Source organism: Pseudofrankia saprophytica, from assembly GCF_000235425.2.
Lineage (GTDB): Bacteria > Actinomycetota > Actinomycetes > Frankiales > Frankiaceae > Pseudofrankia > Pseudofrankia saprophytica.
On record NZ_KI912267.1, the window covers coordinates 530,978 to 546,062 of the forward strand.

12 protein-coding genes are annotated in these 15,085 nt (G+C 71.4%); 2 read left to right on the top strand and 10 right to left on the bottom strand.

From position 1 onward, the window contains the following. Window positions 1-47: 47 nt before the first annotated feature. From FRCN3DRAFT_RS0236795 to uvrC, 10 genes are all read right to left on the bottom strand, one after another. Window positions 48-1,049, bottom strand: a complete 1,002-nt coding sequence (locus FRCN3DRAFT_RS0236795) for an ABC transporter permease (protein WP_007514612.1) — start codon at window positions 1,047-1,049, stop codon at window positions 48-50. 162 nt (window positions 1,050-1,211) lie between these two features. Continuing rightward, complete coding sequence (locus tag FRCN3DRAFT_RS0236800; RefSeq protein WP_007514610.1) at window positions 1,212-2,981, bottom strand: ABC transporter substrate-binding protein; 1,770 nt, start codon at window positions 2,979-2,981, stop codon at window positions 1,212-1,214. Window positions 2,982-3,152: 171 nt separating this feature from the next. Beyond that, window positions 3,153-4,184: an ABC transporter permease gene (locus tag FRCN3DRAFT_RS0236805; protein WP_232794430.1), complete on the bottom strand. Its 1,032-nt coding sequence runs from the start codon at window positions 4,182-4,184 to the stop codon at window positions 3,153-3,155. A gap of 479 nt (window positions 4,185-4,663) precedes the next feature. Next, window positions 4,664-5,515: a triose-phosphate isomerase gene (gene tpiA, locus FRCN3DRAFT_RS0236810; RefSeq protein ID WP_007514606.1), complete on the bottom strand. Its 852-nt coding sequence runs from the start codon at window positions 5,513-5,515 to the stop codon at window positions 4,664-4,666. Beyond that, window positions 5,512-6,723, bottom strand: a complete 1,212-nt coding sequence (locus tag FRCN3DRAFT_RS0236815) for a phosphoglycerate kinase (protein WP_007514604.1) — start codon at window positions 6,721-6,723, stop codon at window positions 5,512-5,514. Before FRCN3DRAFT_RS0236815 ends, tpiA begins: the two co-directional genes overlap by 4 nt. Before the next feature lie 120 nt (window positions 6,724-6,843). Then, window positions 6,844-7,854, bottom strand: a complete 1,011-nt coding sequence (gene gap, locus FRCN3DRAFT_RS0236820; RefSeq protein WP_007514602.1) for a type I glyceraldehyde-3-phosphate dehydrogenase — start codon at window positions 7,852-7,854, stop codon at window positions 6,844-6,846. 130 nt (window positions 7,855-7,984) lie between these two features. Continuing rightward, entirely contained in the window at window positions 7,985-8,971 is a 987-nt protein-coding gene (gene whiA, locus FRCN3DRAFT_RS0236825) for a DNA-binding protein WhiA (RefSeq protein ID WP_007514600.1), read from the bottom strand. A 5-nt stretch (window positions 8,972-8,976) separates the two neighbouring features. Then, on the bottom strand, window positions 8,977-10,065 hold the full coding sequence (locus tag FRCN3DRAFT_RS0236830) for a gluconeogenesis factor YvcK family protein (RefSeq protein WP_007514599.1): 1,089 nt from the start codon (window positions 10,063-10,065) through the stop codon (window positions 8,977-8,979). Between the two features lie 41 nt (window positions 10,066-10,106). After that, window positions 10,107-10,988, bottom strand: coding sequence for an RNase adapter RapZ (gene rapZ, locus FRCN3DRAFT_RS0236835; protein WP_007514598.1), 882 nt, complete (start codon window positions 10,986-10,988; stop codon window positions 10,107-10,109). Further along, window positions 10,985-13,267, bottom strand: coding sequence for an excinuclease ABC subunit UvrC (gene uvrC / locus FRCN3DRAFT_RS0236840; RefSeq protein ID WP_007514597.1), 2,283 nt, complete (start codon window positions 13,265-13,267; stop codon window positions 10,985-10,987). Before uvrC ends, rapZ begins: the two co-directional genes overlap by 4 nt. A 777-nt stretch (window positions 13,268-14,044) precedes the next feature. Here uvrC and FRCN3DRAFT_RS0236845 point away from each other — a divergent pair. Further along, window positions 14,045-14,458: an SsgA family sporulation/cell division regulator gene (locus tag FRCN3DRAFT_RS0236845; RefSeq protein ID WP_007514596.1), complete on the top strand. Its 414-nt coding sequence runs from the start codon at window positions 14,045-14,047 to the stop codon at window positions 14,456-14,458. 13 nt (window positions 14,459-14,471) lie between these two features. After that, entirely contained in the window at window positions 14,472-14,993 is a 522-nt protein-coding gene (locus FRCN3DRAFT_RS0236850) for an NUDIX hydrolase (RefSeq protein WP_027141267.1), read from the top strand. Window positions 14,994-15,085: the final 92 nt, after the last annotated feature.

Genomic DNA, 15,085 nt, shown 5'->3' on the forward strand with positions numbered 1-15,085 from the left:
CGTCCTGTCGTGGCTTGCTCGCGCGGTCTCTGGCACCTGGGAAGCGGTCATGTCGGGCGCACCCGGGGGTCGACTACGGCGTAGAACACGTCGACGAGGATGTTGGCCAGGACCACGAAGCCCGCCGCGAAGATCGTGACCCCGAGAATGGTCGGCAGGTCCCCGGTCGAGATGGCCTCGATGGACGTCTTTCCGAGCCCACGGAAGCCGAATGTGCTCTCCGTCAGCACCGCGCCGCCGAGCAGCGAGCCCAGGTCGAGGCCGAAGATGGTGACGACAGGGGTCAGCGCGGCCCGCAGCGCGTGCTTGCCGACGACCGTGCGCTCCGGAAGGCCCTTGGCCCGGGCGGTGCGGATGTAGTCCTCACCGAGCACGTCGAGCATGCTCGCCCGGGTCAGCCGGGCGTACATCGCGGAGTACAGGAAGGCGAGCACGATCCAGGCGGGCAGCAGGTTGCGCGCCCAGAGCAGGGGGTTGTCCAGGAACGCCACATAGTGGATGTTCGGGAAGATCCGCCACTGGTAGCTGACCAGCAGCAGCAGGACGAGACCGGTGAAGTAGACCGGGAGCGAGACGGCGCCGAGCGCGACGGTCATCGCCGCCCGGTCGAGGACCGAGCCGCGGCGCAGCGCCGACAGGATGCCGATCCCGACGCCGAAGAGCAGGAACAGCACCGCGGCGCCGAACGCCAGCGAGACGGTGATCGGCAGCGCCCGGGTGATCTCGGTCCAGACCGGTTCGCTGTTCTTGAACGAGTACCCGAAGCAGGGCGGCGGGCACCAGGTCTTGTCCGGCCCGGCGTCGAAGTGCCGGCCGATGAAGATTCCCTTGAGGAAGTGCCAGTACTGGACCACCAGCGGCTGGTCCAGGCCCAGCTTCTTCGTGACGCCGGCGATGGCCGCCTCGCTCGGCGAACGGCCGGCGAAAAGGACCGCGGGGTTCGAGCCCAGGGTCCTCGGTACCAGGAAGAACAGCAGGAACGTGATGACGCTGATGAGCCAAAGGATCACGATCCCGCCAAGCACCCGGCGGATCACGAATCCAGCCATCTCTGGTGGCCTCCGCTTCTGTCAGCGTCTCGGTGGGTCTTGGTTCGGTGGGTCTTGGGTTGCCAGCTCCTGGGTTGCCGCGCGGATCCGGCCGCCGGATGGGCGGGAGCGCCCACCCGGCGGCCGGATCCGTGGCTCAGGCCGGCGGCTGCCGGCCTTCGGTCACCGCACCACACCCATCGCGGCGAAGTTGGCCATGTTGTAGCCGGGCGAGAACTGGATGTTCGTGACCCGGTCGCTGTACAGGTTCATCGCCTTGTCGTAGATCAGCGGGACATACGCGCCGGACTGGACGACGCCCTTGTCGACCTTGGTCCAGGCGGCCTGCGCCGCGCCGTCGTCGCTGGCGGCGAGACCCTCGTCGATGCCCGAGTTCACGGTCGGGTCGTTGAGCTCGGCGTAGTTGCTGTTGCCCTGGGGCAGGATCTTCCGGCCGTCGACGATGGAGCTGAAGAAGCCGTAGGCCGAGGGCCAGTCCGGGCCCCAGCCGGTGATGTGCAGGCCGTAGCCCTTCTCCTGCACGTTCTTCGGGATGCCGATCACGGCCGAGAAGTACTGCGAGGAGTCGAACTTCTCGACAGAGGCGGTGATACCGATCTTCTTCAGGTCCGCCTGGAGCGCGGTCGCCTGGTTGACCTCGAGCGGCCGGTTGCTACGGGCGGTGATCTTGGTGGTGAACCCGTTCGGCTGGCCGCAGGCCTTCAGCTCGTCCTTGGCCTTGGCGAGGTCGCCGGCGTCGTTCGGCGTCGGGAAGAGGTTGAACTTCTGGTAGTAGGCAACGGTCGGCGGGAGCATCGTCGTCGCGGGCTCGCCGGCCGTGGGACCGCCGCGCGCCGCCACCTGGCCCTGCTTGTTGACCGCGTAGGCGACCGCGAGCCGGCAGTGGACGTTGTCGAACGGCTTCACCGTGGTGGCCACGCTCAGGTAGCGCAGGAAGCCGGTCAGGTCGACCGTGGTGCGGGCCTTGCGCAGCGTGGGGTCGGCGAGGAGCTGGTTGCGCGCCGCGATGTCCACGCCGGTCTGGTCGAGGAAGACATCGGCGTCACCGGACATCAGCCGGTTGTCGATCTCGGCCGACTCGAGACCCATGGTGATCTCGATCTTGTCCGGCAGCGCCTTGTTGATCTCGTCGGTCGACTGGTCCCACTGGTCGTTGCGGACCAGGGTGAGCGACTGGTTCGGCACGTACTTGTCGAACTTGTACGGGCCGGACGCCACCGGGTGCGACGTGTACTTGTCGCCGGTGTCCTTCGCCTGCGGCACGGGCGACGCGCCCGGCTGGGCCATGATGTAGTTCCAGTCCGGGAACGACTTGTTCAGGTGGAAGATAAGGGTCGTGTCATCCGGCGTCTCAACGGACGAAAGGCCCAGCTTGTCCGGGCTGGTGTCCTTGTACGGGCCCGGGTACTCGGGGTCGGTCTGAAGAGAGTCGATGACGAACGTCGGACCACCGTTGATGATGTCCTGGGCGAAGAACCGCTCGATGCCGTACTTGATGTCCTTGGACGTGATCGCGGACCCGTCCTCGAACTTGATGCCGGCCTTGAGCTTGTAGGTCCAGGTCTTCCCGCCGTCGGGCGACGTCGGGACCTCGGTCGCCAGGTCCGGCACGAGCTTGGCCGAGTTCGGCTTGGTCTCGTAGGTCAGCAGCGAGCGGGTGATCCAGCGCAGCTGGTCCCAGCAGGTCGCGTAGTAGGTTCGCGCCGGGTCCCACGAGTCGCAGTCGCCGCTGGACAGCGCCTTGAGGGTGCCGCCCTTCTTGTCCGACGCGTACAACAGCTGGTCCGTCGTCGTCGGCAGGCCGGAGGCGGCCGGGCCGCTGCTGCCCCCAGCGGTGGTGCCGTCGTCGTCGCTGCTGCCGCAGGCGGCGAGGGCCAAGCCCACAGCCGCGACGAACACGCCGGTCCTGATCCAGACCGAGTGTTTCCTCATCCGGTTCCCCTCTTCTTGTGCGGTGCTGCCCCGGGATGGGCCGAGGATTGTCCGTGCGTGCGGACCCCGACCCGCGCCGTTGCGGGAGGGATCCGGCTGACCGGCGCGGTACGGCGGGTCTCGCCGCCGCGCCAGGGTGTTGGCCCCGAGATGGTGGCCGCGTGCCGGCTGTCAGCCGCCGCCTCGGGGGTCGAAGGCATCCCGCAGCGCGTCGCCGAGCAGGTTGAACGCCAGCACGGTAAGGAAGATCGCCACGCCCGGTACGACCATGAACGTCGGATCGACCCTGAACAGCCCGCCCGCCGCGGTCGAGAGCATGTCGCCCCAGGACGAGGTCGGCGGCTTCACGCCCACGCCGAGGTAGGACAGCGCGGCCTCGAAGAGGATGTTCGTGGGGATCAGAAGGGTGCTGTAGACGAGGATCGGCGCGACCAGGTTCGGCAGCAGCTCATTCACCATGATCCGGATGGACCCGGCACCGGTGCCACGCGCGGCCGCGACGAAGTCCTTCTCCTTGAGCGAGAGCACCTGGCCCCGGACGATCCGGCCGATGTACGGCCAGCTGAAGAACCCGATGATGAACACCAGGATGAGCAGGCGCAGCGTGTTGCCGTTCAGGCCAAGGGCGCTGTCCGGGATCACCGCGACGATCGCGATCGCGAACAGCAGCAGCGGGAAGGCGAGCAGCAGGTCCATCAGCCGGGCGATCAGGCCGCCGATCCAGCCGCCCACGTAGCCGGAGATCAGCCCCATCACGGTGCCGAGGACGACGGACAGCAGCGTCGCCAGCGACGCGACCAGCAGCGAGATGCGAGCGCCGTAGACGACCCGGGCGAAGACGTCGCGCCCGCTGAGCGGCTCGACACCAAAGGGGTGATGGGAGCTCACGCCGCCGAACGAGCCCGCGGGAAGGGCTGTGTTCGGGTCGAGCAGGCCGTAGTTGGGCTCGTCCGGATTCACTCCGACGATCGACGTCAGCACGGGCGCGAAGATCGCGATGAGCACGACGAGGATGACGAAGGCGACGCTGGCAAGCGCGACCTTGTCCCTACGCAGCCGCGACCAGGCGATCCGCCAGAGCGACCGGCCGGCGACCGGCTTGACCGCCGGCGGACCGGGCGTCAAGTCGGTGGGCTCCACCTGAACCGGCACCGCCACGAACCACCTCCAGGGCAGCCAAAATAAACGTTCCCCCCAAAGCACCAAAGTCAACGCACGGTAGCGTTGTCCGGGCACACTGGATAGCGGATGTTATGAAGTGCTGAGGAAACGTTGCCCATTTGCCACACGATGACCGTTAAGTTACGTATGCGTTACATCGGGGAGAACGTGCGCGGCCGCCGACGTACTGGCGCAACGCGCCGGCCAGCTCAGCCGTAACAGAGCAGAGCGCGACGAAGCGCACCCGCGGCATCCGGCACGGCCACCGCCCCGCCACGGCGAGCGAACTTTCGCGACGCCCGGAGAACGACCGTCGCGGAGCACGGGCCAGGGGGCTCAACCACCCCCATACCCAACGTCGACACAACACCGCGCGCCGGAGGCGGCGACCCCCCGTTCGGGGTGGCCACGCCTCCGCGGGGCCACCCGCCGGTCCGCCCATCGGGCGGGCCGCCCAAAGCAAGAGGCCCGGGCCGCTGACAGCGACCCGGGCCCCAGAACACGCCCGATGGAACCGAACCCTAGGCCGGCGGCCCGCTGCGCACGATCGCGGTGAACTCCTCGGCCGCCAGGCTCGCGCCGCCGACCAGCCCGCCGTCCACGTCCGGCATGGTGAACAGCTCGGCGGCGCTGGCAGCCTTGACCGAGCCGCCGTAGAGCACCCGGATCCCGGCGGCGACCTGGGGCGTGAACTTCTCGGCCAGCCGGCCGCGGACGGCCGCGCACATGTCCTGCGCGTCCTGCGCCGAGGCCGTGCGGCCGGTGCCGATCGCCCAGACCGGCTCGTAGGCGACGACGAGCGTCTCCGCCTGCTTCGGCGTCACGCCCGCGAGCGAGCCGTCCAGCTGCGCCAGGCAGTGCTCGATGTGGCTGCCGGCCACCCGGACGTCCTCGTGCTCGCCGATGCACACGATCGGCGTCAGCCCGTTCCGGTAGGCGGCGGCCGCCTTCGCCGCGACCACCGCGTCCGTCTCGTGGTGGTCGGTGCGCCGCTCCGAGTGCCCCACGATCACATACGTGCAGCCGATCTTGGCCAGCATCGGCCCACCGACGTCGCCGGTGTGCGCCCCGGAGTCGAACGGCGAGAGGTCCTGGGCGCCGTAGCCGAGCGCGAGCTTGTCCCCGTCGATCGTGGTCTGCACGCTGCGCAGGTCGATGAACGGAGGGAACACGACCGTCTCGACCCGGTCCAGCTCGTCTGGCTTGAGGTCGTAGGCGATCTTCTGGACGAGCGCGATCGCCTCGAGGTGGTTGAGGTTCATCTTCCAGTTGCCGGCGACGAGGGTGCGCCGGCCGGTGCCCTTCGACTTCGGGCCACCAACCGGCTTGCCACTCGGCTTGCCACCTGTGCGCCCCAGCGGAGGCGGAGTCATGAGCCCAGCACCTCCAGCGCCGCGAGGCCGGGCAGGGACTTGCCCTCCAGGAACTCCAGGCTCGCGCCGCCACCGGTCGAGATGTGGCTGAACGACGACTCGGGGATGCCAAGGGTGCGCACGGCCGCGGCCGAGTCACCGCCGCCGACGACGGTGAAGCCGTCCTGCGACGCGATCGCCTCGGCGACACCCTTCGTGCCGGCGGCGAACGGCGCCATCTCGAAGACGCCCATCGGCCCGTTCCAGAAGATCGTCCGTGCGCCCGCGAGCCTGCCGGCGAACAGCCTGGTCGAGTCGGGGCCGATGTCGAGCCCCAGCCAGCCGTCGCGGATGCCGGCCGCCGGCACGACGTCGGTGGCGGCGTCGGCGGCGAACCGGTCGGCGATGACGACGTCCGACGGCAGCACGATCCGCTCGCCGCCCTCCGCGAGCAGGTCCTTGCACGTGTCGATCATCTCGGCCTCGAGCAGCGACGCGCCGACGCCGTGGCCCTGGGCCGCGAGGAACGTGAAGCACATGCCACCGCCGACGAGCAGCGCGTCGACCTTCGGCAACAGTGCCCGGATCACGCCCAGCTTGTCCGACACCTTCGACCCGCCGAGCACGACGACGTACGGCCTGCCGGCGTCGCCTGCCAGCCTGCGCAGCACGTCCAGCTCGGCGAGCACCAGCCCGCCGGCCGCGTGCGGCAGCCGCTTCGGCACGTCGGAGACGCTCGCGTGCGCCCGGTGGACGGCGCCGAAGGCATCGCCGACGTAGAACTCGGCGAGCGCGGCCAGCTCGTCGGCGAACGCGGCCCGCGCCGCGGCGTCCTTGCTGGTCTCCCCCGAGTTGAACCGCAGGTTGTCGAGCAGCGCCACCTCGCCGTCTCCGAGCCCGGCGACGACGCTCGCGGCGGCCGAGCCCGCGATGTCGGCGGTGCCGTCGCCGGTGAAGGCGACCGGCCGGCCAAGCGCCTCGGCGAGCCGGGCGGCCACCGGGGCCAGCGAGTACTTCTCGTCGTACTCGCCCTTGGGCCGGCCCAGGTGGGAGCAGACCACCACGCGGGCGCCGCGCTCGGCGAGCGTCCTGATGGTGGGCACACTGGCCAGCACCCGGCCGTCGTCGGTGATCCGCGGGGTGTCGCCGGACCGGTCGAGCGGCACGTTCAGGTCGCTGCGGACCAGCACCCGATGCCCGGCGACCTGCAGGTCGTCGATCGTCCTCACGCTTGGCGTCTCCAGTGATGAGGAAGGAAGAAAGGGGAAGATCTGATGGCACAGACGACACCGCCCGGTGCCGAGGGCACCGGGCGGCTCGTCACAGCGGGTTCGCTAGCTTCGGCTCGATCAGCCGAGCCGGCTGGCGACCAGGGCGGTCAGGTCGACCAGGCGGTTCGAGTAGCCCCACTCGTTGTCGTACCAGCCCACGACCTTCACGAAGGTGCCCGTGGACATGGTCAGCAGCGAGTCGAAGGTGCACGACGCCGGGGTGCCCACGATGTCCGACGACACGATCGGGTCCTCGGTGTAGACGAGGTAGCCCTTCAGCGAGCCGTCGGCCGCCGCCTGGTAGGCCGCGTTGATCTCGTCCCTGCTGGCCGGCCTGGCCAGGTTGACGACCAGGTCGGTGACCGAGCCGTCGAGCACCGGCACCCGCATCGCGATGCCGTCCAGCTTGCCCTTGAGCTTCGGCAACGCCAGTGCCGTCGCCTTGGCCGCGCCGGTCGTGGTCGGGATGATGTTCTGTGCGGCCGCCCGGGCCCGGCGCAGGTCCTTGTGCGGGAAGTCCAGGATCACCTGGTCGTTCGTGTAGGCGTGGATCGTGGTCATCAGGCCGTTCTCGATGCCGAACGCCTCATCGAGGACCTTCGCCAGCGGCGCCACGCAGTTCGTCGTGCAGCTCGCGTTCGACAGCACGTGGTGGCTGGCCGGGTCGTAGACGTCGTCGTTCACGCCCATGACGACGGTCAGGTCCTCACCCTTGGCCGGAGCCGAGATGATGACCTTCTTCGCGCCCGCCTCGAAGTGCTTGGCGGCCGGCTCGCGGTCGGTGAACCGGCCGGTCGACTCGATGACGATGTCGACGCCCAGCTCGCCCCAGGGCAGCGCCGCCGGGTCCCGCTCCGCGAGCACCTTGATCGTGCTGTCGCCGACCTGGATGCCGCCGTCGACCACGCTGACCGTCTCGGACAGCGTGCCCAGGGTGGTGTCGTACTTCAGAAGATGGGCAAGGGTCTTGCTGTCGGTCAGGTCGTTGACGGCGACAACCTCGAGCCCCGTCTGCGGGCTCGCCGCCAGCGCCCGCCAGAAGTTTCGGCCGATGCGACCGAAACCGTTGACCCCTACTCGCGTAGCCACGTCCGCGGACTCCCAACCGTCGTACCGACGTCATGTTCCGTTGCCGCCCCAGAGCCTAACGACTTTGCGCCGCCGGGTTCGGTATCCGAGGCCCAACGGGGGCCGGATCACTCGCGCCGGTCACCGCACATCAGGCGTTCTCCAGCAGCTCGGGCGAAACGCTGGCCTCTGTGTTGGGGATGCCGAGGACGCTCGCGCGCTTGTCGGCGAGGGCGAGGAGGCGGCGGATCCGGCCGGCGACGGCGTCCTTCGTCAGTGGCGGGTCGGCGAGCGCGCCGAGCTCCTCCAGCGACGCCTGGGCGTGCTGCAGCCGCAGCCGGCCGGCCGCCAGCAGGTGCTCGGGAGCGTCGTCGCCGAGGATGCGCATCGCGGCCTGCACCCGCGCGCCGGCGGCCACGGCCGCCCGGGCCGAGCGGCGCAGGTTCGCGTCGTCGAAGTTCGCCAGCCGGTTGGCGGTCGCCCGGACCTCGCGGCGCATCCGCCGCTCCTCCCAGGCCAGCAGGCTGTCGTGCGCGCCGATCCTGGTCAGCAGCGCGCTGATCGCGTCGCCGTCGCGGATCACCACCCGGTCGACGCCACGGACGTCCCGGCTCTTGGCCTGCACCCCGAGCCGGCGGGCCGCGCCCACGAGCGCCAGCGCCGCCTCCGGGCCGGGCGAGGTGACCTCCAGCGAGCAGGACCGCCCCGGCTCGGTGAGCGAGCCGTGCGCGAGGAACGCCCCTCGCCACGCCGCCGCCGCGTCACAGGCCGAACCGGTGACGACCTGGGGCGGCAGTCCGCGGACGGGACGTCCGCGCTGGTCGAGCAGGCCGGTCGACCGGGCGAGCTGCTCACCGTCGCGCTCGACCCGCACGATGTAGCGGACCGACCGGCGCAGGCCGCCGGCGGCCAGCACCGCGATCGTCGACGGGAAGCTGAACACCTCGGCGATCTCCCGGCGCAGCCGGCGCGCGGCCGCCCCGGTGTCGAGCTCCGCCTCGACGACGATCCGGCCCCCAACGATGTGCAGGCCACCGCCGAAACGCAGCAACGCCGCCATCTCCGCGCGCCGGCAGCAGGGCTTCGCCACCCGCAGCCGGCTGAGCTCGTCCTTCACGGTGGCCGTCATCGCCGCCACACCGATCACTCCTTGAGGTCGCGGGCGGTCACCCGCAGGTCGGGAGGGCTAGGGGTCGCGCGCATCGTCAGCACCGCGGCCTCGGCCGACGGGCCAGGGATGCCGCTGGACGCGGGACCGGATGCCGCGAAGACGGCCTCGAAGGCGGCCGCGAGCAGCGTGGGATCGTGGATCCCCGCCGCGTCGGCCGAACGGACCGGCGCGAGGTGCAGCTCGGCGCCGAGGTCGGCGGCCGCCTCCGCGAGCGCCGAGGGGTCGGGGACGGTCGCCGGGTCGGCGAGCACCACGTCCACGGTGAGCCCCGGGGCGTGCCGGGCGAGCACGCGCAGATGCGCCTGGGGAGTGAAGCCCTCGGTCTCCCCGGGCTGCGAGACCAGGTTCAGCACGACCAGCCGGCGCGCCGCCGCGCCGGTGATCGCCTTGTGCATCTCCGGTACCAGCAGGTGCGGCAGCATGCTGGTGTAGAGCGAGCCGGGGCCGAGCACCAGCCAGTCGGCCTCCTCGACAGCGGCGCAGGCGGGAATGCAGGCCCGCGGCTCCGCCGGCTCCACCCAGACCTCGCAGACCGAGCCCGCGGTGGTGGCCACCGCCACCTGGCCGCGCACCCGCCGCGTCGCCGCCGGGTCGTCAGGGTCAAGACCAGCGACCTCGGCGACGATGTCGATCCCGTCCTCGGACAGCGGCAGCACCCGGCCACTCACCCCGAGCAGCTGCGCGGCCAGCTCCAGCGCCAGCACCGGCGAGCCGATCTGCTCGGCGAGCGCGGCCAGCACCAGGTTGCCCAGCGCGTGCCCGGCCAGCGGCCCCGGACCGTCGAACCGGCGCTGGAACACGTCGGCCCAGGTCCGTGACCACTGGTCGGGGCCGGCGAGCGCCGCCAGCGCCATCCGCAGGTCGCCGGGCGGGAGCGCGCCGAGCTCGTGGCGCAGCCGACCGGAAGACCCGCCGTCATCACCGACGGTGACGACGGCGGTGAGCCGGTCGGTGATGCGGCGCAGCGCCGACAGCGACGCGGCGAGGCCGTGCCCGCCGCCGAAGGCGACGACGGCTGGCGCCCCGGGCGCCGGCAGCTGGTCCGCCCGAACCTGGGTCATGGGATCTCCGGGCAGGTCGTGGGGGTGATGGGGCACCGGCGTCACTCCCGACCCAGGTCGCGGTGCACGATCTGGACGCCAACGCCCGTCGCGGCGAGCCTGGCGGCGAGCTCCTCGGCCACGGCGACGCTGCGGTGCCGCCCGCCGGTGCAGCCCACGGCGAGGGTCAGGTACCGCTTGCCCTCGCGCAGGTACCCCTCGCCGACGAGGCGCAGCAGCTCGGCGTACCGGTCGATGAACTCCTTGGCACCCGGCTGCTCGAGAACATAGTCGCGCACCTGTGGGTCGCGGCCGGTGAACGGCCGGAGCGCCTCCACCCAGTGTGGGTTGGCCAGGAACCGGCAGTCGGCGACCAGGTCGGCGTCCAGCGGCAGGCCGTAGCGGTAGCCGAACGAGATGACCGTGGCGTTCAACCGATTGCCACCCGGCTGCCCGAAGGCGGCGTTGATCTTCGATCGCAGCTCGTGGACGTTGAGGTCGGTGGTGTCCAGCACCAGGTCGGCCTCGCCGCGCAGCTCGGCGAGCAGCGCGCGCTCCCGGCTGATGCCGTCGACGACCCGGCCGTCGTCCTGCAGCGGGTGCGGACGGCGGACGTGGTCGAACCGGCGGACCAGCGCGTCGTCCGACGCCTCCAGGAACAGCACCCGCGGGCGGGTGCCGGCGGCGTCGAGCGCGTCGAGCGCCGCCCGCAGGTCGGCGAAGAACGCCCGGCCGCGCACGTCGACGACGGCCGCGATCCGGCTGACGCCGCCGCCGGAGCGACGGCCCAGCTCGGCCATCGTCGACAGCAGCGCCGGCGGCAGGTTGTCGACGACGAACCAGCCCAGGTCCTCCAGGCACTTGGCCGCGGTGCTGCGGCCGGCGCCTGACAGCCCGGTGATGATCGCGAGATCCAGCGGCACACTGGGTGCGGCGGCGGTCACGGCGTGGTCCCCCTTGTCACGGCGTGCTCTTCCTCTGTCTCAGAGCCCTCTGCTGGCTCGGAATCCTCTGCTGGCTCGGAACTCTCTGCCGATTTCGGGCCCGCTGCCTTCGAGCCCGCCGCCGCTGGCGGCGGCGGGGCGGCATCCAGGATCTCGCCCGTGAGCGGGTCGACCGCCGGCGCGGGCGCGGCCGACGCCCCTGGGGCGCTCGTGGCGAGCGCCGCGACGACGGCGGCGGCGGTGCGCGGGCCGATCCCGGGCACGCCGGCGATCTCCTCGACGCTGGCCGCGCGCAGCTTCGCGACCGAGCCGAACGTGCGCAGCAGCGCCTTGCGCCTGGTCTCGCCGAGGCCTGGCACGCCGTCCAGCAGCGACACCGTCATCGACGCGGATCGCTTCTGCCGGTGATAGGTGATCGCGAACCGGTGGGCCTCGTCGCGCACCCGTTGCAGCAGGTACAGCGCCTCGCTGGTACGCGGCAGGATGACCGGGTCCGGGTCGTCCGGGAGCCAGACCTCCTCCAGGCGCTTGGCGAGCCCGCACAACGCCACCCCGCCGGGCCCGGACTCGATCCCCAGCTCCGCCAGCGCCCGGGCCGCGGCGGCCACCTGCGGCGGCCCGCCGTCGACGACGACGAGGTTCGGCGGGTAGGCGAATTTGCGCGGCCGCCCGTCGACCACCAGCGGATCGCCGGCCGGGACCTCGGCCGGCCCGGCCTCGCCCCGGGCCTCGTCGTCCTCCGCGCCAGGCAGCTCGCCCGTACGGGACCGCTCGGCGAGGTACCGACTGAACCGGCGGCCCACCGTCTCGTACATGCTCGCGACGTCGTCCTGGCCGGCCGTCTGCTGGGGGCCTCCGGCCGCGCGAGCTTCGCCATTGTCGCGCGGCCTTTGGCCGGCGACTCCTCGGACAGAGAAGCGCCGGTACTCCGACTTGCGGGGCAGGCCGTCCTCGAAGACGACCATGCTTGCCACGACGTTGGTGCCCTGGGTGTTGGAGATGTCGAAGCACTCGATCCGCAGCGGCGCGTCGGCGAGGCCGAGCGCCTCCTGCAGCTCGGCGAGCGCCTGGCTGCGGGCCGTCAGATCGCTCGCGCGCCGCGTGCGGTGCAGCATGAGCGCCTGCTTGGCGTTGCGCTCCACCGTCTCGAACAGCGTCCGCTTGTCGCCGCGCCGCGGGACGCGCACGTCCACCCGCCCGCCGCGATAGCGGCCGAGCAGCTCGCTGACCGCCTCGGCGTCGGCCGGCAGCTCCGGGACGAGGATCTCCCGCGGGATGTCGGCCTGGCCCTCGCCGCCCGCGCCGCCCTCGGCGCCCGCCGGGGCGCCGTCACCCAGGTCCTTGTCCCCCAGATACTCCTGGGTGAGGAACTGCTCCACGAGGTCGGCGGTGTCGACGTCGGCCAGCTTGTCGACGACCCAGCCGCGCTGCCCGCGCACCCGGCCGTCACGCACGTAGAAGACCTGGACCGCCGCCTCCAGCTCGTCCTCGGCGAACCCGACGACGTCGGCGTCGGTGCCGTCGGGCAGCACGACGGCCTGCTTCTCCATCGCGCGGCGCAGCGCGCCGGCGTCGTCGCGCAGCCGGGCGGCCCGCTCGTAGTCCTGCAGCTCGGCGGCGTCCCGCATCTCGGTTTCCAGCCGGCGCAGGAAACGGCCGGTCTGGCCGCCCATGAAGTCGCAGAAGTCCTGGACGATCTGGCGGTGTTCGTCCGCGCTGACCCGTCCGACGCAGGGCGCGCTGCAGCGGTCGATGTAGCCGAGCAGGCACGGGCGGCCGACCTGCCCGGCGCGCTTGAAGACACCGGCGGAGCAGGTGCGCGCCGGGAACACCCGCAACAGCAGGTCGAGCGTCTCCCGGATGGCCCAGGCGTGCGCGTAGGGGCCGAAGTACCGGACACCCTTGCGCTTGGGCCCACGCATGACCTGGAGCCGCGGGAACTCCTCCTGCAGTGTCACGGCGAGACTCGGGTAGCTCTTGTCGTCGCGGTAGCGGACGTTGAAGCGCGGGTCGTACTCCTTGATCCAGGTGTACTCCAGCGCGAGCGCCTCGACCTCGGTGGACACGACGGTCCACTCGACGGAGCTCGCTGTGGTGACCATCGTGCGGGTACGAGGATGCAGCGCATAGACGTCGGTGAAGTAGTTGGCGAGCCGGGCGCGCAGGTTCTTGGCCTTGCCGACGTAGAGGACGCGGCCATGGGGATCCCGGAAGCGGTATACGCCCGGGGTCTCGGGGATCGAGCCCGGCGCGGGTCGGTAGGACGCCGGATCAGCCATAGGTCGAGCCTACGGCGACCCGGGTCACGGTCAGACAGCGCCTCCACGTAACCATTTCATCACGCAGAGCGTTGATGCTTGTCGAGGGGTACCCCCCGAAGCCACCCGCTCCGTGTCCTTACCGTGTCTCGCTCACGGCGGATGCGGCTCTCACCACTTCATCACGGCCCGTGCGCCACCCTCCCGACGGCCAGCGCGCCACGCCCCGGGCCCGGGCGCGCCGCGGCCCGACGGCGCCGTCACCCGCGGGACCCACCCGGACGGACCTTTTTCCTGCCGCCGTTTCCTCACCCACCCAAGCGCGGGCGAGGCGTACCACGTATCGTGGACGTAGCGTGCTTGCGCGAGTGCGCGCCGCCGCTCGATCTGGCCGGTGCCGTTTGCGCGGCACAGGGTGACCGGCACAGGGTGAGCGGCGCTGGGGGCGCTCGCGCCTCCGTCAGACACATGGTGGTGTCGCCCCAAGGCCCGAGCCAGTGGGGCCGAAGGCGCACCGCGGTATTGCAATACCGCGCACAACAGCAAGGCCGCATCACCGGATGGGTGCACGGCTGTAGGGGCGCATCCGCTGTCGGGGACCTCCCGCGAGAGCGCCACCAGGAAGACAGCACAGCGGCGATGTCGCCGCGGGTAGCGGCTGCCTGTCGGCAAGCCGTCCACACCCGGCTGGCACCTGGGACGCGACGCTGCGACCCTCAAATCAGCAACTGGGAACTTGGCTGCTGGGAGAAAGCGGCGTCGTCGGCCTGGCAGGCGCAGCGAGGGAGGGACCCACCCGTGCAGGGTCTGGACGTCAGCACCGAGTTCATCATCGACGACGCGTCGACGACCGGACGGGTCACCGTCCTCGTGGTCACCTGGCGCGCCTGCGACCCGCTGGCCGTCAGCCTTTCCCTGGTCTCCCGGCCCGACCATCCGGCGCTGCCGCAGGGCAACTGGGTGGCCCCGCGGGACTCCTTGCGCGCCGGTCTGGAGAAGCCGACCGGCGACGGCGACGTGCGCTTCACCCCCGATCCGCGCCGCTCGGAGGTACAGCTGGTGCTCACTGACGGCGCCTCGCACTCGACCGTCGTTCTCGGTGCCGAGCCACTTCGCGACTTCCTGGAGCGCACCGAGCGGGTCGTCCCCGCCGGCCAGGAGCATCCCGAACGCGAGCTCGACGCCGTCCTCGACGAGCTTCTCCGCGCCTGACCGCGCCGTTCTCGTGACGACCGCGGGCGGTCCGGCGGCGGACGAGGACCGGCGGCCCACGTCGCGGTCACGGTCGGCGCGCGGCCCGTCGCGACTGACCTGTCTCGGGCCGGCGGCCCGGCCCGCGTTCGACGCGGTGACGAGTGCGTCGGTGGTCGCGGTGGCCGACGACGGCCGGCTGGTGCTCGCGGATCTCGCGCGCGGGCTCGACCTGCCCGGCGGCCACGTCCAGTGGCGCGACTCCTCCCCCGAGGAGACGGCCCGCCGGGAGACCCGGGAGGAGATCCGGGCCGAGCTGGGCGACCTGGCGCTGGTCGAAGTCATCGAGTCGGACCACTTCGGCCCGGACGACCTGACCTATATGATCATTTACGTCGCCCGGGTCCGCCACCTGCTCCCCTGGGCGGACGGTCATGAGTCGGCGGGCCGCGTCCTCCTGCCGCCCGCCGAGTTCCTGGCCCGCTACCGCGGCACCCGCCCCGGCCTGATGCGCCATCTCGTCACGTCCGCCCTCGCCGTGCTGTCCGCCGGCTAACGGACCGGCTCGGGCGCTGTTTGTCGGCTTCCCGACAATTCCGAACGTCGGGGTGGCGTCATCTCGTCCTCACTGCACCACCGGCCCACGTG

Coding starts and splice junctions, on each gene's coding strand:
- FRCN3DRAFT_RS0236795 (WP_007514612.1), bottom strand. CDS start 1,049: ATGGCTGGATTCGTGATCCGCCGGGTGCTTGGCGGGATCGTGATCCTT.
- tpiA (WP_007514606.1), bottom strand. CDS start 5,515: ATGACTCCGCCTCCGCTGGGGCGCACAGGTGGCAAGCCGAGTGGCAAG.
- uvrC (WP_007514597.1), bottom strand. CDS start 13,267: ATGGCTGATCCGGCGTCCTACCGACCCGCGCCGGGCTCGATCCCCGAG.
- FRCN3DRAFT_RS0236830 (WP_007514599.1), bottom strand. CDS start 10,065: ATGACCCAGGTTCGGGCGGACCAGCTGCCGGCGCCCGGGGCGCCAGCC.
- FRCN3DRAFT_RS0236800 (WP_007514610.1), bottom strand. CDS start 2,981: ATGAGGAAACACTCGGTCTGGATCAGGACCGGCGTGTTCGTCGCGGCT.